23 protein-coding genes and 1 tRNA gene are annotated in these 20,942 nt (G+C 41.0%); 23 read left to right on the top strand and 1 reads right to left on the bottom strand.

The genetic code is table 11. From position 1 onward, the window contains the following. Positions 1-48 precede the first annotated feature (48 nt). Together A3KS_RS22920 and A3KS_RS0117905 are read left to right on the top strand one after the other, a co-directional pair. Positions 49-447 (top strand): helix-turn-helix domain-containing protein, encoded by a 399-nt coding sequence (locus tag A3KS_RS22920; protein ID WP_051355983.1) that lies wholly within the window; start codon positions 49-51, stop codon positions 445-447. Between the two features lie 21 nt (positions 448-468). Continuing rightward, positions 469-1,854: a tyrosine-type recombinase/integrase gene (locus tag A3KS_RS0117905; RefSeq protein ID WP_026396061.1), complete on the top strand. Its 1,386-nt coding sequence runs from the start codon at positions 469-471 to the stop codon at positions 1,852-1,854. A gap of 131 nt (positions 1,855-1,985) precedes the next feature. Here A3KS_RS0117905 and A3KS_RS0117900 read toward each other — a convergent pair. After that, positions 1,986-2,061: transfer RNA gene (locus tag A3KS_RS0117900), tRNA-Ala, on the bottom strand. Between the two features lie 401 nt (positions 2,062-2,462). On the opposite strand from A3KS_RS0117900, the gene A3KS_RS0117895 reads away from it, so the two are divergent. The 21 genes from A3KS_RS0117895 to A3KS_RS23955 all read left to right on the top strand — a co-directional run. Beyond that, a complete protein-coding gene (locus tag A3KS_RS0117895) occupies positions 2,463-3,716 on the top strand; it encodes a sensor histidine kinase (RefSeq protein ID WP_026396060.1) in 1,254 nt (417 codons plus the stop codon). Positions 3,717-3,718: 2 nt separating this feature from the next. After that, a complete protein-coding gene (locus tag A3KS_RS0117890) occupies positions 3,719-4,837 on the top strand; it encodes a response regulator transcription factor (RefSeq protein ID WP_026396059.1) in 1,119 nt (372 codons plus the stop codon). 293 nt (positions 4,838-5,130) lie between these two features. Then, complete coding sequence (gene pduA / locus A3KS_RS0117880) at positions 5,131-5,406, top strand: propanediol utilization microcompartment protein PduA (protein ID WP_014356948.1); 276 nt, start codon at positions 5,131-5,133, stop codon at positions 5,404-5,406. 29 nt (positions 5,407-5,435) lie between these two features. Beyond that, on the top strand, positions 5,436-6,221 hold the full coding sequence (gene pduB, locus A3KS_RS0117875; protein ID WP_026396058.1) for a propanediol utilization microcompartment protein PduB: 786 nt from the start codon (positions 5,436-5,438) through the stop codon (positions 6,219-6,221). A 44-nt stretch (positions 6,222-6,265) separates the two neighbouring features. Further along, entirely contained in the window at positions 6,266-7,927 is a 1,662-nt protein-coding gene (locus A3KS_RS0117870) for a propanediol/glycerol family dehydratase large subunit (protein ID WP_026396057.1), read from the top strand. A gap of 16 nt (positions 7,928-7,943) precedes the next feature. Beyond that, positions 7,944-8,591, top strand: coding sequence for a propanediol/glycerol family dehydratase medium subunit (locus A3KS_RS0117865; RefSeq protein ID WP_026396056.1), 648 nt, complete (start codon positions 7,944-7,946; stop codon positions 8,589-8,591). 15 nt (positions 8,592-8,606) lie between these two features. Then, positions 8,607-9,110 carry a diol dehydratase small subunit gene (locus A3KS_RS0117860; RefSeq protein WP_026396055.1) on the top strand — a complete coding sequence of 168 codons (504 nt, stop codon included), beginning with the start codon at positions 8,607-8,609 and terminating at the stop codon, positions 9,108-9,110. A gap of 36 nt (positions 9,111-9,146) precedes the next feature. Then, the gene (locus tag A3KS_RS0117855; protein ID WP_026396054.1) at positions 9,147-10,961 is read left to right on the top strand and encodes a diol dehydratase reactivase subunit alpha; all 1,815 of its coding nucleotides are present in this window, start codon (positions 9,147-9,149) and stop codon (positions 10,959-10,961) included. Position 10,962: 1 nt separating this feature from the next. Beyond that, the gene (locus A3KS_RS0117850; RefSeq protein WP_026396053.1) at positions 10,963-11,337 is read left to right on the top strand and encodes a glycerol dehydratase reactivase beta/small subunit family protein; all 375 of its coding nucleotides are present in this window, start codon (positions 10,963-10,965) and stop codon (positions 11,335-11,337) included. A gap of 12 nt (positions 11,338-11,349) precedes the next feature. Next, the gene (locus tag A3KS_RS24170) at positions 11,350-11,724 is read left to right on the top strand and encodes a BMC domain-containing protein (RefSeq protein ID WP_035356721.1); all 375 of its coding nucleotides are present in this window, start codon (positions 11,350-11,352) and stop codon (positions 11,722-11,724) included. A gap of 59 nt (positions 11,725-11,783) precedes the next feature. Continuing rightward, entirely contained in the window at positions 11,784-12,437 is a 654-nt protein-coding gene (gene pduL, locus A3KS_RS0117840; RefSeq protein ID WP_026396052.1) for a phosphate propanoyltransferase, read from the top strand. A gap of 4 nt (positions 12,438-12,441) precedes the next feature. Continuing rightward, complete coding sequence (gene eutJ, locus A3KS_RS0117835) at positions 12,442-13,266, top strand: ethanolamine utilization protein EutJ (RefSeq protein ID WP_026396051.1); 825 nt, start codon at positions 12,442-12,444, stop codon at positions 13,264-13,266. 33 nt (positions 13,267-13,299) lie between these two features. Next, on the top strand, positions 13,300-14,130 hold the full coding sequence (locus tag A3KS_RS0117830) for a flavoprotein (RefSeq protein ID WP_035356719.1): 831 nt from the start codon (positions 13,300-13,302) through the stop codon (positions 14,128-14,130). Between the two features lie 16 nt (positions 14,131-14,146). Further along, the gene (locus A3KS_RS0117825; RefSeq protein WP_026396049.1) at positions 14,147-14,425 is read left to right on the top strand and encodes a EutN/CcmL family microcompartment protein; all 279 of its coding nucleotides are present in this window, start codon (positions 14,147-14,149) and stop codon (positions 14,423-14,425) included. Positions 14,426-14,437: 12 nt separating this feature from the next. Beyond that, entirely contained in the window at positions 14,438-15,448 is a 1,011-nt protein-coding gene (locus A3KS_RS0117820) for a cob(I)yrinic acid a,c-diamide adenosyltransferase (protein ID WP_026396048.1), read from the top strand. A 27-nt stretch (positions 15,449-15,475) separates the two neighbouring features. Beyond that, the gene (locus tag A3KS_RS0117815) at positions 15,476-15,886 is read left to right on the top strand and encodes a GlcG/HbpS family heme-binding protein (protein ID WP_026396047.1); all 411 of its coding nucleotides are present in this window, start codon (positions 15,476-15,478) and stop codon (positions 15,884-15,886) included. A gap of 36 nt (positions 15,887-15,922) precedes the next feature. After that, positions 15,923-17,332, top strand: coding sequence for an aldehyde dehydrogenase family protein (locus A3KS_RS0117810; protein ID WP_026396046.1), 1,410 nt, complete (start codon positions 15,923-15,925; stop codon positions 17,330-17,332). A gap of 14 nt (positions 17,333-17,346) precedes the next feature. Beyond that, positions 17,347-18,672, top strand: coding sequence for a 4Fe-4S dicluster domain-containing protein (locus A3KS_RS0117805; protein ID WP_026396045.1), 1,326 nt, complete (start codon positions 17,347-17,349; stop codon positions 18,670-18,672). A gap of 23 nt (positions 18,673-18,695) precedes the next feature. Further along, a complete protein-coding gene (locus tag A3KS_RS0117800; RefSeq protein WP_026396044.1) occupies positions 18,696-19,652 on the top strand; it encodes a DUF7973 family transport facilitator in 957 nt (318 codons plus the stop codon). Between the two features lie 61 nt (positions 19,653-19,713). Beyond that, a complete protein-coding gene (locus A3KS_RS0117795; RefSeq protein ID WP_026396043.1) occupies positions 19,714-20,262 on the top strand; it encodes a BMC domain-containing protein in 549 nt (182 codons plus the stop codon). A gap of 142 nt (positions 20,263-20,404) precedes the next feature. Continuing rightward, positions 20,405-20,942, top strand: a 538-nt coding sequence (locus A3KS_RS23955; RefSeq protein WP_207637766.1) for a hypothetical protein, incomplete at its 3' end; no start/stop codon positions are given.

Genomic DNA, 20,942 nt, shown 5'->3' with positions numbered 1-20,942 from the left:
TTATAGTGTTTCCGTGATAAAGTTAAGAAAAGAATACGAGGTGATACGATGCTTGGAGATGTAATTAAAAAAGCAAGAGTAGAAAAAGGTATAACTCAAAAACAAATTTCTGAAAGTCTTGAAATAAACTCAAGAACGTACCAAAGCTATGAAAGCGGTGAAATAACGCCCCCGCCAAACAAACTAATCCTTTTGGCCTTAAAGCTGGGCGTCAAACCGGAATTTTTAATAGAATGTTCATTTAGAGATAGTTTTCACAAAATATTAAATGATTATTCGATAATAATGCCGTTTGAATTTGACGATATTCACATCACATTTTCTAAAAAGGGTGAAACACGGATAAGTCAAGAACGGAAATTAGAGCTTTATGAAGAAGCATTACTTGATTATGTTGATGAGGCCGAAACATTCATATCTAAAATAAAAGTGATAAGGGAAAGTTGACTTTGTAAAGGAGGTAACCCCATGGCCAACATACAAAAAAGAGGCAACTCTTATAAGATTACTGTTTCTGGCGGTTATGATGTCAATAATAAGAAAATCAGATATTACATGACCTATAACCCTCCAGAGGATTTAAGCCCGGCCAAATTGAAAAAAGAACTGGATAAGATCGCCCATGAGTTTGAAGAAAAATGCAATCTGGGCTATGTCATGGATAGTAACATTAAGCTCATTGATTTTATTGAAATCTGGTTTAAAAACTATGTGGGCAATAAGAACCTCTCCCCGGTAACGGTCAGGGGCTATCAAAATGAATCGCTTAAAATAATTGAAGAGCTGGGACATATTAAAATGGGCCAGATCACACCTAAACACATCCAAGACTTTTATGCAAAGATCAAAGGTAGTACCGGTGTAAGGGGTGGGGGAAAATTCACGGTAACGCCGGAATATCTGGCAACCGTGGCCAGTATGAAACAAAAGGACATTTCAGATAAAGCTGGGATCAATGACGATGCTCTGCGACGATTAAAAAAAGGCGGTAACACAACCCATGAAATAGCCTGTAAGGTGGCTGATGCCATTGGCAAAGATTTTGATACCCTCTTCCTGTCTACCAACCCACAAAGGGAAGTCTCAAATGAAACAGTGCTGCACTACCACAAATTATTGAATAACATCATGAATACTGCTGTTAAGTGGGGTGTGATACCCTTTAACCCCATAGAAAAACGGGTAGAGTTACCAAAATCAGACCGCAAAGAACCGGCCTATATGGATGATAAGGAAGCCCTGGCATTTCTGGAGCTACTGGAAGAGGAACCTATAAAATATAAACTGGCTCTTAACCTTCTAATATTCAGTGGTTTACGGCGTGGGGAGATCGGCGGCCTAAAATGGTCGGACATTGATTTCGATGATAAGATCATCACTGTGAAGAGGGCTTTAAAATACATTGCCGGTGTGGGGCTGTTTGAAGGGGAAACTAAAACCTTTAAATCAAGAAGAAGCATTAAGCTGCCTGATTTCGTTTTTGATCTGTTTAAGGCCTATAAGGTATGGCAACTGGAAGAGCGCCTTAAGGTGGGTGATCGGTGGCAAGATCAGGATTTTATCTTTACCCGGTGGAGCGGGGAACCCATGAGCCTGGACACCATCGGTGGTTATTTGAAGAAATTCACAGACCGGCATGGGCTAAAGCCAGTGCATCTGCATTCGCTGCGGCACACAAACGCCTCTATACTCATTGCCAGCGGCGTGGATCTCAAAACGGTATCCTCACGGCTGGGACATTCTAATTTATCCACAACTGGCAATATATATGCCCATGTGATTAATTCGGCCGATGCAAAGGCCAGTGATTCCCTTGATCATATTCTGGTCACAAAAGCCCGTAAAGCTCAGTAACTTTTGTTATTGGGCTTTAATTATTTTAAGAATAGTCGCCAAATAGTCGCCAGACTAGGGGTTTTTTGACCTCTCCCAACCCTCAGGCATAAAAAAAGAGAACCTCAACGGCTCTCTTATGCGTTTTTAATTGGTGGAGATGAGGGGACTCGAACCCCTGGCCTTCTGACTGCCAGTCAGACGCGATCCCAACTTCGCCACACCCCCAGATGATACTGCTTTCAGGACACTTTTATAGTATAATGGAGGGGCCTTTCATTTGCAAGTGTTTTTTTAAAAAAAGATGAGAAAAAATAGATTTATTTATTTTTGGGGATAACATGAGGGGAAAAGTACTGATTGAATGATCAGGAACAAGAAAAAATAGATTTATTGCTTGCAACCTATAAAATACGGAATCGGTTAAATACCTGGAGTCAAGAAAATATCTGATTTGTCTAAAATACCAATAAATATAAAAATACGAAGCAATATAATACTGATGCAAAGCAAAATATTCTAAAACAGTAAAAAAAATGCCAAAAATTTCCTGTTTGTGTTATAATATTACTCAATGGAAATCGATGTAAAATGAAAATTATGGGATTATTGTCTAAAGGGGTTGTTTTATGAGAGTCTTACTAAAGATTACTGACATTATTGACGTAGAGGTACTGCAAAGAATCCAGGATTCTTTTTCAGATGCCACCGGACTTGCCGCGGTTACGGTTGATTACAAAGGCAATCCAATTACGGAATACAGTAATTTTTCGGAATACTGTACCTGTGTCAGGAAAGAAAGCAACAATCGGGATTGCTGTTTTCAGTCCGATGCCCATGGCGGCATTGAATCGGCACGATCCGGAAAACCATCGATTTACATTTGTCATGGGGGACTGGTAGACCTTGCGGTTCCAATCATGGTAAAGGGAAATTACCTGGGTGCCATTATGGCCGGACAGGTAAAAATCGATGAAGAAGAAATGAAACGCCTGCCTTTTGGTACCAGCCATGAATTGACGGATTTTTCGAAAAACCCTGAAATTACGGATTTGTATGACAAAACGCTAAAAACAACATTAACTCAGGTCAGAGCAGCAGCAGATCTGCTCTATACGATTGCCAATTATCTGGTGGAAAAACAGATGATTCACATTATCCAGGAGGAACTGCACAATAAAAACCTGGAATTGATGGAAGAGGTTAAACTGCGAAGTGAGGTTGAGGCTTCATTAAAAGAAGCAGATTTAAAAGCTTTGCAGGCTCAGATTAATCCGCATTTCCTGTTTAATGTTTTAAACACGATTGGCCGCTTGGCCTTGCTGGAAGGGGCGGATAAAACCCAGGAAATGATTTATGCATTTTCGGATATGATGCGCTATACCCTTAAAAAAGAAAAGAACAATGTGGTGACGCTAAAAGAAGAAATGGAACATGTACAGAATTATTTATCGATTCAAAAAATGCGCCTGGGAAATCGACTGAATTATTCGGTGGAAGTGGATGAGATGGCAGAAGATATCTTATGTCCGTTTATGACCATTCAACCCTTTGTGGAGAACGCCATTATCCATGCGATTGAACCAAATGCCAAGGGTGGTGCGGTTCGCATAACAGCGGACATTCTTAAAGAAATTGCGATTCTCAAGATTGTTGATGATGGCAAGGGGATTCCGGATGATCGTATCCATAAAATTCTGGATGGGACCTACGAAGCAGATGGCCGAGAAAAGAATACGGGAATTGGAATTAATAACGCAAACAAGCGGCTTATGTATTACTACGGCGTTGATTATGGGGTTGAAATAAAAAGTGAGCTTGAAAAGGGCACTGAAATCACTATAAAAATACCTCGTAAGTCTCTAGCTGGGAGGGGATTATAATCATGTATAAACTGTTTATTGTTGAAGACGAACACTTAGAGATTGAAGCGATTAAACTCATTCTTAGTCAACATGGCGAAAACATTGAAGTTGTGGGCGAAGCATCTTCGGGACTGGTGGCTATTGAAGAAATCCGTCGGTTAAATCCCGATATTATCCTATTGGACATCAATATACCGGAAATTAATGGCATTGATGTTTTAAAGATGATCAAAAAAGAAGATCATGAAAAGAAGGTCATTTTAATCACGGCATTTAATGAATTTGATTTTGCCCATCAGGCCATCAAAGCGCGAGTTGATGATTTTCTCTTGAAACCGATCCGCCCCCAACAACTTATGGATTCAATCAATCAAAGCATTGCTTCATTGAAGAATAATGCTAAAGAACGATTCGATGAAAAGATGAATGAAGTTATTTTTGCCATTATCCAGAAAAAATACAGTGATGCCAGAACAGCCCTGATCAGTTATCTGGATATGATTTATGATTACCATACCTATGATATTATGTCGGTTCAGGCAGAAATTAAGCACTTCATGGAAGAACTCAATATTGTTACTCAGGACATGTGTGGTTATGAGCTGAATAGTCCGCTTTGTTCAAGCAATAACATGCAGTTTGTCAACGGCTATAAAAATCGCTATGATTTAAAGATAGAAATCATGAAAACTATTGACAAGGTCTTTGACCGGATGCTTGACAATAAAGAAACCCGAAAGAACAATATCGAAGATATTTTGAATTATATTGACCGAAACTGCTATAAGGATATCTCCCTTGATCAGGTTGGGGAATATGCCAATATGAGTTCTTACTATCTAAGTAAGATCTTCAAAAAGGAAACCGGTGTCAATTTTGTAACCTACCTGACGGAACGTAAAATTGAAATTGCCAAGGATATGCTGGCCAATACCGATGTTCCGATTATCAATATTGCTTTGGATCTTTCTTACCATGAACCGAATTATTTCAGCAAGGTATTTAAAAAGAGTACTGGAATGACCCCGACCGAGTATCGGAAAGAGCGGCGTGGTATCGCTCTTGAGGAAGAGGAACAATTAGGAAATGCCCATTCAAAAGAAGAAAAGTATTCTGAAAAACATCGGGAAGTATCCTGATACAAAAATCAAATAAAAGAGTAAAATAATGGAACAGGAAAACCTGATGGTGGACCTGTTCTTTTTATATGGAGTAATAAACAAATGCGACTTTAAAGTACAGGGATTAGACAAAATATTCCACTATGTTTTTGTGTACAGAGACAAAAAACCGCGGTAGTAAAAGGTTTTCAAGGTGATTCAAAGAAAGTTACAATAATTTTATAAGAATAGCACAAGTAATTATCATAGCCTTTGAATTAAAATATAGGTAGTTCAGTAACAAAATCTTGAAATTAAGGAGGATAGAGCTTATGACAAACGAAGCTTTAGGCATGATTGAAACTAAAGGTCTGGTTGCCGCTATTGAAGCAGCAGATGCGATGGTTAAATCAGCAAATGTATCATTAATGGGCTACGAAAAAATCGGTTCTGGATTAGTAACTGTAATGGTTCGTGGTGATGTTGGAGCAGTTAAAGCTGCAGTTGATGCAGGTGCTGCAGCAGCTGACAAAGTTGGACAAGTTGTTTCAGTACACGTAATCCCAAGACCACACGGTGATGTGGAGAAAATTTTACCAAGTCTATAATATTTTAATAATTACGGAGGTGTAAATTAATGAAAGATGATTTAATGAACAAGTTGATGGAAGAAGTTATGAAAAAAATGAGTGAAGTTGAAGAAACTGGCTCAGTTGCCGCTGCAACAGGTGTATGCGGATTGACCGAATTTGTAGGAACAGCAGTTGGTAACACAATTGGTTTCGTTATTGCAAACGTGGACAGAACTTTACATGAAGCTATGAAAATTGATCCTAAATACAGATCTATCGGTATTCTTTCCGCTAGAACTGGTGCTGGTCCTCAGATTTTCGCTGCTGATGAAGCTGTAAAAGCTACTAATTGCGAAGTTGTTTCTTGTGAGTTAGCAAGAGATACTGAAGGTGGCGCAGGTCATGGTTCTTTAATTATCTTTGGTGCTGAAGATGTATCTGATGCTAAACGTGCTGTTGAAGTTGCTCTTAATGACTTAAACAGAACCTTCGGAGATGTATATGCAAATGCTGCAGGTCACTTGGAATTCCAATACACTGCCCGCGCAAGCTTCGCTTGTAATATGACTTTAGGTGCTCCAATCGGGAAAGCTTTCGCAATCATTGTTGGTGCTCCAGCTGGTATCGGCGTATTAATGTCAGATGCTGCTTTAAAAGCTGCTAACGTAGAACTTTGTGGTTATGCTTCACCAGATAATGGCGGAACCAAATACTCGAATGAATCAATGATCTTCATTTCTGGAGACGCTGGTGCAGTTCGTCAAGCCGTATACGCTGCTAGAGAAGTTGGTAAACAAGCTTTAGAAGCTCTTGGCGGTCCTTGCCCACCTGTAACAACTCCTTATATTTAAGTAGCTGTTGTTAGTTTTCTAAGAAAGAAGGAGGAATAATGACTATGAAGTCAAAACGATTTGAAGCTTTAGCAGCTCGTCCAGTCAAAAAGGATGGTTTCGTTAAAGAATGGCCAGAAGTTGGTCTAATTGCAATGAACAGCCCTCAGGATCCAACACCAAGCCTGGTTGTTGAAAATGGTGTAGTTGTAGAACTTGATGGAAAAAAACGAGCTGAATTTGATATGCTTGATACTTTCATCGCGAACTACGCAATTCGTTTAGAAAAAGCCCAAGAATATATGGCAATGGATTCTTTGAAAATTGCTAATATGCTTGTTGATATTAATGTACCAAGAGATATCGTTGTAGATATTACTACCTCGATCACTCCTGCTAAAATAACAGAAGTACTTGGTCACATGACCGTATTAGAAATGATGATGGCTCAAAGTAAAATGCGAGCTCGTTTAATGCCTTCTAACCAATGTCATGTTACTAACGTAAAAGATAACATGGTTCAAATCGCTGCTGATGCTGCAGAAGCTGCTATCCGTGGATTTGATGAAATGGAAACAACAGTAGGTATCGGCCGTTACGCACCATTTAATGCTCTTGCCATCATGGTTGGTGCAAATGTTGGTCGTCCTGGTATCTTAACACAATGTGCTGTTGAAGAAGCTACCGAACTTGACCTTGGTATGAAAGGTTACACCGCTTATGCTGAAACTATTTCTGTATATGGTACAGAACCAGTTTTCATGGATGGTGATGATACTCCATACTCTAAAGCTTTCTTAGCATCAAGCTACGCTTCCCGTGGTTTGAAAATGCGTTTTACATCTGGTTCTGGATCAGAAGTACAAATGGGTTATGCAGAAGGCAAATCAATGCTTTATCTTGAAGCTCGATGCTTATACATCACTAAGGGTGCCGGCGTACAAGGAAGCCAGAATGGTTCAGTTTCTTGTATCGGTGTTCCAGCTGGTGTACCAGGCGGTATCCGAGAAGTATTGGCTGAAAACTTATTAGCAGCATGCCTCGATTTAGAGTGTGCTTCTTCTAATGACCAGACCTTTACTCACTCTGACTTACGACGAGTTGCTCGTTCATTAATGCAAATGGTACCAGGAACTGATTACATCTGTTCTGGTTACTCTGCTACACCTAACTATGATAATATGTTTGCAGGCTCTAACTGGGATGCAGATGATTATGATGATTGGAATGTAATCCAACGTGACTTAAAAATCGATGCCGGTTTACAACCTGCTGATGAAGATACAGTTGTTGCTGCTCGTGCTAAAGGCGCTCGCGCAATGCAGATCTTATTCAGAGAATTAGGCTTGACTGAAATCACCGATGCTGAAGTTGAAGCTGCTACTTATGCTCGTGGATCACAAGATATGCCTGACCGTGATGTTGTTGCTGACTTAAAATCTGTTGAAGATTTAATGGGTCGTGGCGCAACAGCAGTTGACTTTATTAAAGCTTTAGACCGAGGCGGCATGAGAGATGTTGCTGAATCGATCTTTAACATTCAGTTACAGAAATGTGCTGGTGACTACTTACACACTGCTTCTAAATTAAGCTCTACATGGGAATGTATTTCAGCAGTTAACTATCCAAATACCTATCATGGAGTAAAAACTGGTTATGTAATCAGTGATGAAAGATGGGCACAAATCCAAGATATTCCATGGGCTGTTGACCCAGCAAGCATATAGGAAGGGGTGTAAAAAAATGGCTATAAACGAACAAATGTTAAAAAGCATTATTGAAGATGTCTTAAAAGAAATGACTGGCGCTGCGCCAGCTTCTGCACCAGCTGCTACTGCTGCCGGCGCTGTTAAACTTTCTCCAATCGGAGAAGCAAAACAAGGAATGGCAAGTGATGAAGTTCTGATCGGTTTAGCTCCTGCTTTTGCAGAATCTCAAACTGTCACAATCACTGGAATTCCTCACGATAAAGTTCTTAAAGAAATTATCGCTGGTATCGAAGAAGAAGGCTTAAAAGCCCGAGTTATCAAAATTTACAGAAGTTCTGACGTTGCTGTATGCGGTCATACTGCTGCTAAATTGTCTGGATCTGGTATCGGTATTGGCTTACAGTCAAAAGGTACTTCATTAATTCACCAAAAAGATTTACCACAGTTAAGTAACTTAGAATTATTTTCTCAAGCACCATTGATCGATTTAGAAACATATCGAATGATTGGGAAAAACGCTGCTAAATATGCTAAAGGCGAAAGCCCAGCACCCGTTCCAGTAAGAAACGACCAAATGGCTCGTCCAGCTTACCAGGCAAAGGCAGCCTTATTACATATTAAAGAAACTGAACATGTTGAAGCCGGTAAAAAAGCCGTCGAACAACAAGTTTCGTTTGTATAAGTGGAGGTGACCAGAATGACACAAGAACAAATGTTGGAACAAATCGTTAAACAAGTTATGAGTTCTATGAGTACCGCTGCAGCTCCAGCTCCAGCAGCTTGCGGAACCGTTACGAAAGCTGATTATCCAATCGGAGATAAAAGACCAGAACTGATCTTCTCTGCTACCGGAAAAGCTTACAAAGAATTAACCTTAGATAAATTATTAGCTGGCCAATTAACACCAGAAGACTTACGTATCAGACCAGAAACCCTTGAACTGCAAGCTCAAGTTGCTGAATCTGTAAAACGTGATGCATTTGCCAGAAACCTAAGAAGAGCTGCTGAACTGATTGCTGTTCCAGATGCTCGTTTATTAGAAATCTACAATGCCCTTCGTCCATACAAATCAACTAAAGACGAATTATTGGCGATTGCTTCTGAACTTAAAAACCAGTATAATGCTCCAATTTCTGCTTCTTTAGTAGCAGAAGCTGCTGAAGTATATTACAACCGAAAAAGATCAAAAGAATTCTTATAGAATTAGCAGAATAGGAAATGTTGGGAGGACTAACATATGATTATTGCAGGAATAGATATTGGAAATGCAAGTACTGAAACAGCTCTTGCCCGATATGTCGACGGAAAGCCTGAATTTCTCTGTAGTGGTATTGTTGATACCACTGGGATGAAGGGAACACGTCAAAATATTCATGGAGTTTTCGCCTCTCTCAAACAAGCCCTTGAAAAAGCTGGTTTAACCGTAGAAAATGTTGATTTAATCCGGATCAATGAAGCTGCTCCCGTTATTGGGGATGTAGCAATGGAAACAATTACGGAAACAATTATTACGGAATCAACCATGATCGGTCACAATCCCTCTACACCAGGGGGATTGGGGATCGGTGTGGGAGTGACCGTAGACATAAGAGAAGTTAGTAATTGTGATAAGGGCGAGTCAGTTATCGTTGTTATCCCAAGAGAAGTGGATTTTGAAGATTCCTCTCGTATTATTAACCATGCTGTTAATAACGGCATATTTATTAATGGTGCCATTGTCCAACGTGATGATGGCGTTTTAATTAATAACCGACTTGTCAAAAAAATTCCGATTGTTGATGAAGTTTCACTAATTGAAAAGGTGCCAAGAAACATGCGTGCTGCCATTGAGGTTGCCGCGCCAGGTTCGGTAGTCGAACAGCTATCAAACCCATACGGTATTGCAACCGTATTTGATTTAACATCCGACGAGACCAAGCAGGTCGTACCTGTATCACGAGCGCTCATCGGAAATCGTTCAGCAGTTGTTATCAAAACGCCGGCAGGGGATGTCAAAGAAAGAAAAATCCCGGCTGGCCAAATCATTATTCAGGGCGCTAACAAAAAAGCTCAGGTTAATGTCGATGATGGTGCTGAAAAAATTATGGATGCAATACGTTCCGTAGCTCCTGTAGAAGATATCAGAGGAGAAGCTGGCACCAATGCCGGTGGAATGCTTGAAAAGGTCAGACAAGTCATGTCGAACCTGACAGATCAACTACCAAGTGCAATTAAAATTCAGGATTTATTAGCCGTCGATACTTTCGTACCACAAACTGTCAAAGGTGGGGTCGCGGAAGAGTTTTCCATGGAAAATGCCGTTGGCATTGCGGCCATGGTAAAGGCCGATAAATTACAGATGAATATGATTGCCCACGAATTGGAAGCTGAACTGGGTGTAAAAGTTGAAGTGGGCGGAGTGGAAGCCGATATGGCCATCCGTGGCGCATTAACAACACCGGGAAGCAATATGCCTTTAGCAATTATCGATATGGGTGCAGGATCGACAGATGCAGCAATTATTAACAGGGCAGGTGAAATCAAGTCCATCCATTTAGCAGGTGCCGGAAATATGGTTACGCTGCTCATCGCATCGGAGTTAGGGTATGACAACATGGCTCTGGCGGAAGATATTAAAAAATATCCGCTGGCAAAGGTTGAAAGTTTATTCCATATTCGTCATGAAGATGGAACCGTTCAATTTTTTGACAAGCCACTTGATCCCAGAACTTTTGCACGGGTTGTCATTTTGACACCGAATGGAATGATGCCCATGCCGGGTAACTACTCACTGGAACGTATTCGAGCAGTACGTCGAGAAGCGAAAACAAAAGTATTTGTTGTAAATGCCATTCGTTCATTAGAACGAGTCAGCCCTACCGGAAACGTCAGGGATATTGAATTTGTTACCTTAGTTGGAGGATCAGCCCTAGATTTTGAGATTCCTCAATTAGTAACAGATGCCCTATCCAAGTACAGTATCGTTTCAGGACGGGCGAATATTAGAGGGGTTGAGGGTCCACGTAACGCAGTAGCCACCGGTCTCGTACTTGCTTACGAAGAAGGTGAATAAGATGCGGATGGATTTCGATGCTCCAAAACCAGAAATTAAAGTTGTTCATGGCAAAAATATTACATATCAAAAGGTCGTTGACGAAGTATTACATGGAATCGAAGAAGAAGGCGTACCTTTTTCCATCGAAGAGCTGGATGAAACCAATCCGGTGGAGCTTGCTTTCAGAGGGGCGGAACTATCCCATCTTGGCGTTGGAATCGGAATTACTGAAAATGAAGTGGTACTCCATTATATTAAATTAAAAGAGGACCATCCAATTTTTAAAATTCCATCATACAGCGACGAGGCAACGCTACGCGCAATCGGAAGCAATGCCGCACGACTGGTAAAAAGAATGCCATTTAAGAATCTAGATAATACGGAGCTGTCGTAAGGAGGGGTTAATTTGAATAGAGGAGAGGCCATTGGCCTAATAGAAGCTATTGGGTTGGCCACAGCGATTGAAGCTGCCGATGCGGCAGTCAAGTCAGCAAATGTCAGACTGATTGGCTATGAAGCGTGTAAAGGCGACGGTATGTCGACCATCAAAGTGGCGGGCGATATTGGCGCAGTTAAGGCGGCGGTTGAAGCGGCTACGGCGGCTTGTGCTAAAGGCCGAGGCGTTTGGGGAACCAAAGTGATCGCCAGACCCAGTGAAGGAATTGAAAAATTAATTTATAACAATCAAACAGTGGGTTATACACCAACCGTCGAACCAAAAGCTGAAGTTGTCACTACAGAAGAAAATGAAGAAACAGCAGTAGAAATCACAGAGGAATAATTTCTGAGAGCTGCTGAATGATTCGGACAGAAATGATCTTTTGAAGAAAAGGTGTTAAAATGAATGCAGACGAAAAAAAAGTTATTGAACAAATCGTAATCAATACCGTTAAGAAATTGATCAGCGAAAAAGATAGTCCAAATCGCGTTGTTTTGGGCATCTCCAATAAACATATCCATCTTTCCCAGGAAGATATTGAAACACTTTTTGGCAAAGGTTATGAACTGACCAACATGAAAGACTTGAAACAGCCAGGACAATATGCAGCAAAAGAATCGGTTAAAGTGATTGGACCCAAAGGAAGTTTTGACAAGGTTCGAATTTTAGGACCAGCCAGACCGGAAAGTCAAATCGAAATATCTTTAACAGATGCCAGAACCCTGGGGATTAAAGCCCCAGTTTGTGAATCAGGGAAACTTGATGGCACCCCCGGAATTACCCTTGAAGGACCATGTGGTTCGGTTACCCTTAATCAAGGCGTGATTGTCGCATTGAGACATATTCACATGCCAACTGATGTAGCTGAAAAACTGGGAATTAAAGATAAAGACTGGGTTTGTGTTGAAACCAGCGGCGTTCGAAAAACTATTTTCTGTAATGTGTTAGCCCGGGTATCCGACAAATTTGATTATGAAATGCATTTGGATACGGACGAAGCGAATGCGGCAGGACTTAATAATGATGATTATCTAAAAATAATCCCAAACAGGTGAAATGATGGATTGGAAATCTGGTAACGACGCAATATTGGAATTTGCAGAATTAATTCGCGGGAAAAAGGCCAATGCTTACACTGGTGAGCTGAAAGTTGGTGTGGATCTCGGTACTGCAAATATTGTCATCGCAGTGGTGGATGAAAACAATCGTCCCATTGCTGGAGCTACTCAAGGCGCGTCTGTTGTTCGCGATGGAATTGTCGTAGACTATCTCGGAGCGAGTCAAATCGTACGAAAACTTAAAGGTGAGGTTGAGGGAATCCTGGGCGTTGACTTAACATATGCCAAGGCGGCCACAGCCATTCCTCCCGGTATCTTGGCGGGGAATACAAAGATTATCTCCAACGTGGTTGACTCAGCCGACTTTGTGGTAACAAATGTCGTTGATGAACCCACCGCAGCAGCAACCGTTCTTGGTATTCAAAATGGCGCGGTGGTCGATGTTGGGGGCGGAACTACCGGAATCAGTATTCTCAAAGATGGTGAAGTTATTTTCACAGCCGATGAAGCGACCGGAGGGACGCACATGAGTCTGGTACTGGCAGGTTTTCATCATATAAGCTTTGAAGAAGCAGAGGAACTTAAAAAGAACGAATCACAGAAAAAGATATTTCCAATTATCAAACCCGTCGTACAGAAGATGGCGTCCATCGTCAATCGCTTTGTTGTCGGGTACGACGTTGATGTTATTTATGTGGTTGGTGGGGCTTGTGTCTTTGACGATTTTGAAAAAATATTTGAAGACGAAACAGGCATCAAAACCATTAAACCAGTAGAACCATTATTGGTAACACCCTTAGGGATCGCCTTTAATTGTCAAAGGTAAGAAATGTGGTGATAGAATTTGGACATGGAGAAAATGCTCGAAAATGGATTGTTGGATATACTTATCCAAAAAATCGTTGACGAGGTTGTCAGGCGAATAAAAAATCAACCTAAAAAAGCAGTTGTTTTCTTTACAGGAGCTACGATTGGTTTTAAAGAGTCGATGGATTCACTGTTGAAATTACAAAAAGATGGTTGGCAATTAAAAGTTGTTCTTTCTGATGATGGCATGAAGGTGTTAAATCCTGCTGCTATTCAAAAAGAATTGAATCTTGACGTGATTTATCACAGTGGCAACATCAAAAGCCAAAAAGAGCTGTACGGATCGGCAGACATGTTTGTGATTGCCACCATGAGCGTGAATACAGCAGCCAAACTGGCTGTGGGTATAACAGACACAGTCTTGTTGTCCCTGGTCAATCACGGATTTATGGCCGGTACACCGGTGGTTGCAGCAGTTAATGCCTGTGATCCGGATGATCCCCAACGAGCATCACTGGGGATGGGAAAATCGTCGCCGAAATATCGGGAAATGTTGAACAACAACATTGAAACACTGCGAGATTTTGGTATGAAATTAGTAAGTGGCAAAGACTTATATGCTACTTGTGTTGGTGGAACCCCCACAGAAGCTAATGATTTAATCGTTGAAAAGACAGCGACGCCAGTCGAAAAAGAACCAGTGGTTAAGCAGATCTTAGCAGTCAAAAATAGTGAGTGCGTGATTGATAAGAATGTTATCTCACGGGTCGATATTTTAAAAGCCCGGGGATCAAATGTAATTAAGATACCAGCTGGATCAATTTTAACAGGCTATGCTGCGGATGCCGCAAAGGAATTTGGGCTCCAGATTATCAGGATTTAATAAGGGTGGTGAATATATGCAGTTAGCAAAAGTAGTCGGAAACGTAGTATCAACCCAAAAAGATCCTAATCTTGTGGGATGTAAACTGTTGATCATTAAAAAAATTGATGAATACGGCGAATTTGAGAAATATTCAAGTTCTTCTACAGCAATTGCCGTGGACTCAGTGGGAGCAGGGATTGGTGAAACAGTCATTGTTACATCCGGCAGTAATGCCCGGTATGTTTATGGTGATAAAATGGCACCAATTGATATGACCATTGTCGGTATCATTGATGAAATCCAAATTGTTTAGTGAGGTGATATAATGCCAAATGTGTATACCCGAGGAGGGGACAAAGGTGAGACTGGTCTTTTTGGATCCAGTCGGACACCGAAGGATAATATCCGTGTTGATGCATATGGAACCATGGACGAAGCAAATTCGGCCATTGGTTTAGCGTATTCACTTTGCGAAGATAAAGATATTAAAGAGATATTACACTATTTACAGAAACGGATTTTTGTTTTAGGTGCAGAACTTGCCAGTGATGATAAAGGCAAAGCAATGCTGGCAGACAGAATTTCCCAGGCCGATGTGGACTATATGGAATGTACGATGGAACAGTATTTAGCAATTATTGGTCCCCAGAAGGCATTCATTATCCCAGGTGCCAGTCCGGCATCAGCAGCACTCCATGTTGCGCGTACAGTTGTAAGACGAGGGGAGCGATTGATTGTAAAATATAATCGCGAAAATGAAGAAAGTCGACCAGAATTAGTAAAATTCGTTAATCGATTGTCTGATACCCTTTTTGTTTTGGCGCGGACAGTAGAGTTTAATGGTGTCGTTAAAGAAATTGTTGACCGCGTAAAAGAAAAGCTGAATCTGTTAGAAACTGCGCAAGCGGGCATTGTTGATGGAGAAGCTTGTGAAAAGGACTATTCTTTACTCACTTTAGCAAAAAAAATGGCTGCCGCAGCCAGAGTCAAAGCAGAAGAAATCAATGTTCCAATTGTTTTTTCGGTTGTCGACTCAGGCGGGAATCTAGCCTACTTTGAACGCATGGAAGATGCGTTGATGGTCAGTATCGATATTTCAGTGAATAAGGCATATACTGCCAATGCATTGAAAATGTCCACTGATAAAGTCGCCAATGTGGTAAAAGAAGATGGCTCACTTTATGGCCTGCAATGGACCAATAATGGTCGCATGGTCGTTTTTGGAGGGGGTTATCCATTAAAACATAATGGTGAAATAATTGGTGGAATTGGCGTCAGCGGCGGAAGTGTGGATGAAGATATGATTATTGCGAAGAGTGCTTTAGCTGTTTTATAAAATACTAATTAATCAGGAGGAAGAAAAATGACGACTACTGGAAAATTATTAGATATGGCAAAGAAAATGGCAGAAGCGGCTGCTGCAAAAGCAATCGAAATCGATGTACCGATGGTTATTGTAATTTGCGACGCCAGCGGAAACACCGTATTATTTAACCGGATGGAAGATTCTTTATTAGCTAGTATGGATATTGCAACGAATAAGGCTTATACTGCAGTTGCTCTTAAAATGGGTACCGATCAGGCAGCTGATCTTGCCAAAGAATCAGGACAACTTTTCGGAATCGCAAGCTGCGATAAGGGAAGAATGGTTGTATTTGGCGGTGGCTTCCCTATTTTTGAAGGGGATAAAATCATCGGCGGTATCGGAGTAAGTGGTGGTAGTGTTGCAGAAGACATGACTGTTGCTCAAGCTGGACTAGACGCTCTAAAATAAGACAAAAAAATTAACACGATCCAGGAGGTACCTCGTATGAATATAGATACCACAGGTATAGAATATATTGTAAAAAAAGTAATGGCAGAAATTGATTGTGCAGATGCAGGCGGAAAGCCTCTAAAAGATGGTGAGCTGGGTGTTTTCAATGATATGGAAAATGCCATTGATGCCGCCTTTACCGCTCAAAAAACGTTTATGAGAGAGTCTTTAGCGTACAGAAGTAAATTGATTGCTGCTATGCGAGCTGAAATGCTCAAAAAAGAGAATATGGAAATGATCTGCCAAATGGCTGTTGAAGAAACAGGCATGGGAAATTATGAACATAAACTCTTAAAACATGAATTGGCGACCGTTAAAACGCCAGGAGTTGAAGATCTCGTGGCTGAAGCATTCACCGGTGATGATGGTTTAACTTTAATTGAACAATCGCCATTTGGTGTAATTGGTTCGGTATCGCCTTCAACCAATCCCAGTGAAACTGTTATCTGTAATTCTATTGGAATGCTGGCAGCAGGAAATACAGTCGTATTTGCGCCCCATCCAAGTGCTAAAAACACCAGCGCTTTAACAGTTAAGCTACTCAACAAAGCAATTTTAGAAGCTGGCGGCCCGGAAAACCTGATTGTTACAACGGCAGAGCCAACGATTGACAGTGCAAACACGATGTTTGCCAGTCCCAAAATTACTTTATTATGTGCAACTGGTGGTCCTGGGGTTGTTAAAACAGTTTTACAAAGTGGTAAAAAAGCCATCGGTGCCGGAGCGGGAAATCCCCCAGCATTGGTCGATGAAACTGCTGATATTGAAAAAGCTGGAAAAGACATTATTGATGGCTGTTGTTTTGACAATAACTTACCTTGTATCGCAGAGAAAGAAGTTGTTGTTGTCGAACAAGTTGCGGATTATCTGATCTTCAACATGAAGAAAAACGGTGCTTATGAACTCAAAGATGCCAAGAAAATTGCTGAATTAGAAGAACTTGTTATTCCTGGTGGTCGTCTAAGCCGCGATTATGTGGGTAGAAGTGCAAAAGTAATTCTCAAAGGAATTGGCATTGATGTTGATGACTCCATTCGGGTAATCATTATGGAAACCAGCAAAGATCATATCTTTGCCGTTGAAGAGTTGATGATGCCAATCCTTCCAATTGTCCGAGTAAAAAATATCGCTGAAGGAATTGATCTGGCTGTAGCCCTGGAGCATGGTAACCGACATACCGCGATCATGCATTCAACAAATATCAATAACTTAACTGAAATGGCAAAAAGAGTGCAAACCACTATTTTTGTCAAAAATGGTCCTTCATATGCTGGTATCGGTGTTGGCGGGGAAGGGTATACAACCTTTACCATTGCCGGTCCGACCGGTGAAGGCCTGACATCTGCTAAGACATTTACTCGTAAAAGAAGATGTGTATTAGTAGGAGGATTTACGATTAAATAATAGAGGTGTTGTTCATGAGCGCAAATTTAGTAGAATTGGTACAAAACGCCGGCATCGTTGGTGCTGGCGGGGCAGGGTTTCCAACCCAGGTCAAATTAAATTGCACGGTTGATACCGTAGTTGTCAACGGTGCAGAATGCGAACCACTATTGCGCGTTGATCAACAGCTAATGGCACTGGAGGCTGTTAAAATGTTAACAGCTCTTCAGGCTGTTATGGATCAAACACAAGCAAAGGAAGGCATTATTGGCCTCAAAAAGAAATATACACCTGCTATTGAAGCCTTAAACAAAGAATTAGCGGCATTTCCTAAGATTAGAATGCATTTACTTAAGAATTTCTATCCGGCCGGAGATGAACAGGTTCTTGTTTATGAAACAACGGGACGGATTGTACCTGAAGCCGGAATTCCGTTAAATGTTGGTACATTAGTTATAAATGTGGAGACACTTTTGAACATTTATGATATAATGGTAGACAATAAACCTGTTATGGATACATATTTGACACTAACAGGTGAGGTTAAGAATAAGCTTACAACAAAGGTACCTTTGGGTATTACCGTTCGCGAAGCTTTGGAATTAGCCGGAGGAACAACCATCGAGGATTTTGTCGTGATCAACGGCGGACCAATGATGGGAAAAATCGTCGATTTAGAGTCAACGATTACAAAAACAACCAAAGGACTGATCGTATTAGCAAAGAATCATCCATTGATTATTTCTAAAACGAAGTCCATCAAGGAAACCATGAAAATGGCAGGGATGGCTTGTATGCAATGTAACTATTGTACTGAGCTATGTCCGAGATACGCTTTGGGTCATAACCTGGAACCCCATAAATTAATGCGGATCGCCGCCTATGGTTCAACCTGCGACACGTCCACTCAAGCTACAAACGCTTTTCTATGCTGTGAATGTGGCTTATGTCAATATGCATGTGTAATGGACCTACAACCTTGGAAGTTCAATACCATGCTCAAGCGAGAACTTGGAAGCAAAGGGATAAAAAATCCTCATCACAATGTACCAACATCAGCCGTACCCTTCAGAGAAGGCAAACAGTTTAACGTGTACCGTTTAGTATCACGATTGGGACTGACGAAGTATGATCTTCCGGCCCCGATGGTTGAAACGGATAAAGCGTTTTCTAAAGTCAACCTATTATTGTCACAACATATAGGTGCTCCTGCAGTTGCAGTTGTAAACGTTGGGGATCATGTGGAGCGAGGACAACTTATTGGGGATATCCCTGAGGGTAAACTGAGCTCAAAAGTTTTTGCTAGTATTAGCGGTAGGATTTCAGCCGCGGATAGTGAAAAAATCACTATCGAGTCCTAAATCATATTTTAAGGGGGATAATTATGGACTTTACAATGTTAATCGCCGCATTTGGCGGTGGCGTCTTAGCCACATTTATGGGCGGGATCACAGCCTTTGTTTTCACCGGTTTAACCGTTTTAGCGGCAATCATGGGTGGAGATTTTGGTGCTCCAGCAATTGGTATTATTAGTTTTGGTTCCTGGTTTGGTCCACATGTTGCCTTCGCTGGTGCTGTAGCCGGTGCTGCGTTTGCAATGACAAGAAATCATATTGAAAATGGTCAAGATATCGTAACTCCACTTGTTAAATTTGGCGATCCTATGGTATTGATCGTTGGTGGTATCTTCGGTATGGTTGGTTTCCTGATTCAATATATCGTTGGACCACTGGTTGGACCAATTCTCTTTAATGGTATTCTTGGAGAAGGCGCTGCGGGTTGGACTGACACCGTTGCTTTCACTGTAATGCTTTCTGGTATTATTGTACGTTTAGTATTTGGTAAAACTGGTCTGACAGGAAAAACACCAGCAGGCGAAAAACGCGAATGGATCTCAACAGGAAGCCGTTTAGGATTTGTTCTTACTTACGGTGCCAGCATTGGTATCCTTATCGGTGGCGTTGCAGCTACATTAGGAACATTAGGATTAGTTGATGGCGTTGCCGAAGCAGCTTATTTATTCTCAATGACACCTGTTATTGGTTTCTCTATTGCTGCAATTTCTCTGATCCTGATCATGTGTGGAGTATACTTTGAAGGATGGCATCACATTGTCCTTCCTGCAGGTTCAACTGCAGTGATCGTATTCTCAGCTACATTAAATCCTTTTGCTGCTATCATTGGTGCAGCAATCACAGGTATGTTTACAGCTTTCGTAGGCGAATGGGCTGCAAAAACTCTTAACAGTCATTGCGATACCCACATCGACCCTCCAGCCGTAACAATCTTTATTACACAAACAATCAACTTTGTTATTTTAGGCGGACTAATTCTCGTTTAAACATAACGCTAAGTAATTTGGTAAAAAATTAAACATTCACAGTATAGAAAGAAGTGGTATTTTGAAAAAAGCAGTTGGTTTTATGGAATTTAAGAGCATTCCAGTTGGTATAGAATCCACTGATGAAATGCTGAAATCCGCAAATGTTGAGCTGCTGATGGCATCACCTTTATGTCCTGGAAAATACGTTAGTATTATCGCTGGAGATGTGGGAGCCGTCGAGGCGTCAATAAAGAATGGGGCACATGTGGGTGGTATCCATATGTTAGAGTCTCACGTTATACCGAATATTCACCCCGATGTTTTACCAGCCATGTTAGGTGCTGGTGAAATAGGCGATGTGAAATCGCTAGGTATTGTTGAAACGATTAATGCAATCTCTTCAATTTTGATCGGAGATATTTGTGCGAAAGCATCAAACGTAGAACTCCTTGAAATTCGAATTGCTAGAGGCTTGGGTGGTAAAGGCTTTGTATTGATCACTGGTGAAATTTCTTCTGTTAAAATGGCCATTCAAACGGCACAGACAGAGATGGCAGAATCGAATCTCATTACGAGTTATTCGGTTATCGCATCTCCGCATAAGGATATTGCAAAAATTCTATTTTAACATAAGATTAAAATTAAAATGTATAAAAGACAAATGGCTTCGGTCATTTGTTTTTTATACATCAAAATTCTATTTTTTATAAGTGCTCCAAGGCCATTTATAAAAAATAGAACGATAATACGTCATTAAAAAGGAGATTGTCATGGCTCGAAAAAGTAAACCTAAATCACAATTAATAAAAGACACAGCTATTCAAAGTAGTTTGGATACATCTAATTCAAGTGAAGTGGGGAATGAAGAAGTGGGAAAATTGGATGATTTTATAAAAAAGGTTGGCAGAGTGATCACGGGTAAAGAGGAAAACGCCGAGGATTTGAATGACAATAATCCCCAGGAAATGAACGAAGCAAAAGCGGATCAAATAGATACGGAAGCTAAGTTAAAAGCTGAAGAGCAGGCAAAGGCTAAGAAAGCATCCGAAGCGAAAGCGAAGGCCGACGCGAAAGCTAAGAAGGAAGCAGAAGCCAAAGCGAAGCAAGAAGCAGAAGCTAAAGCGAAGGCAGAAGCAGAAGCCAAAGCGAAGGCAGAAGCAGAAGCCAAAGCGAAGGCAGAAGCAGAAGCCAAAGCGAAGGCAGAAACAGAAGCTAAAGCGAAGGCAGAAGCAGAAGCTAAAGTGAAGGCAGAAGCAGAAGCTAAAGCGAAGGCAGAAGCAGAAGCTAAAGCGAAGGCAGAAGCAGAAG

This window comes from Acetobacterium malicum subsp. dehalogenans DSM 11527 (assembly GCF_000472665.1).
Classification (GTDB): Bacteria; Bacillota; Clostridia; order Eubacteriales; family Eubacteriaceae; genus Acetobacterium; species Acetobacterium malicum.
The sequence above is the reverse complement of the archived record's forward strand: the minus strand, read 5'-3'. Positions and strand labels throughout refer to the sequence as shown.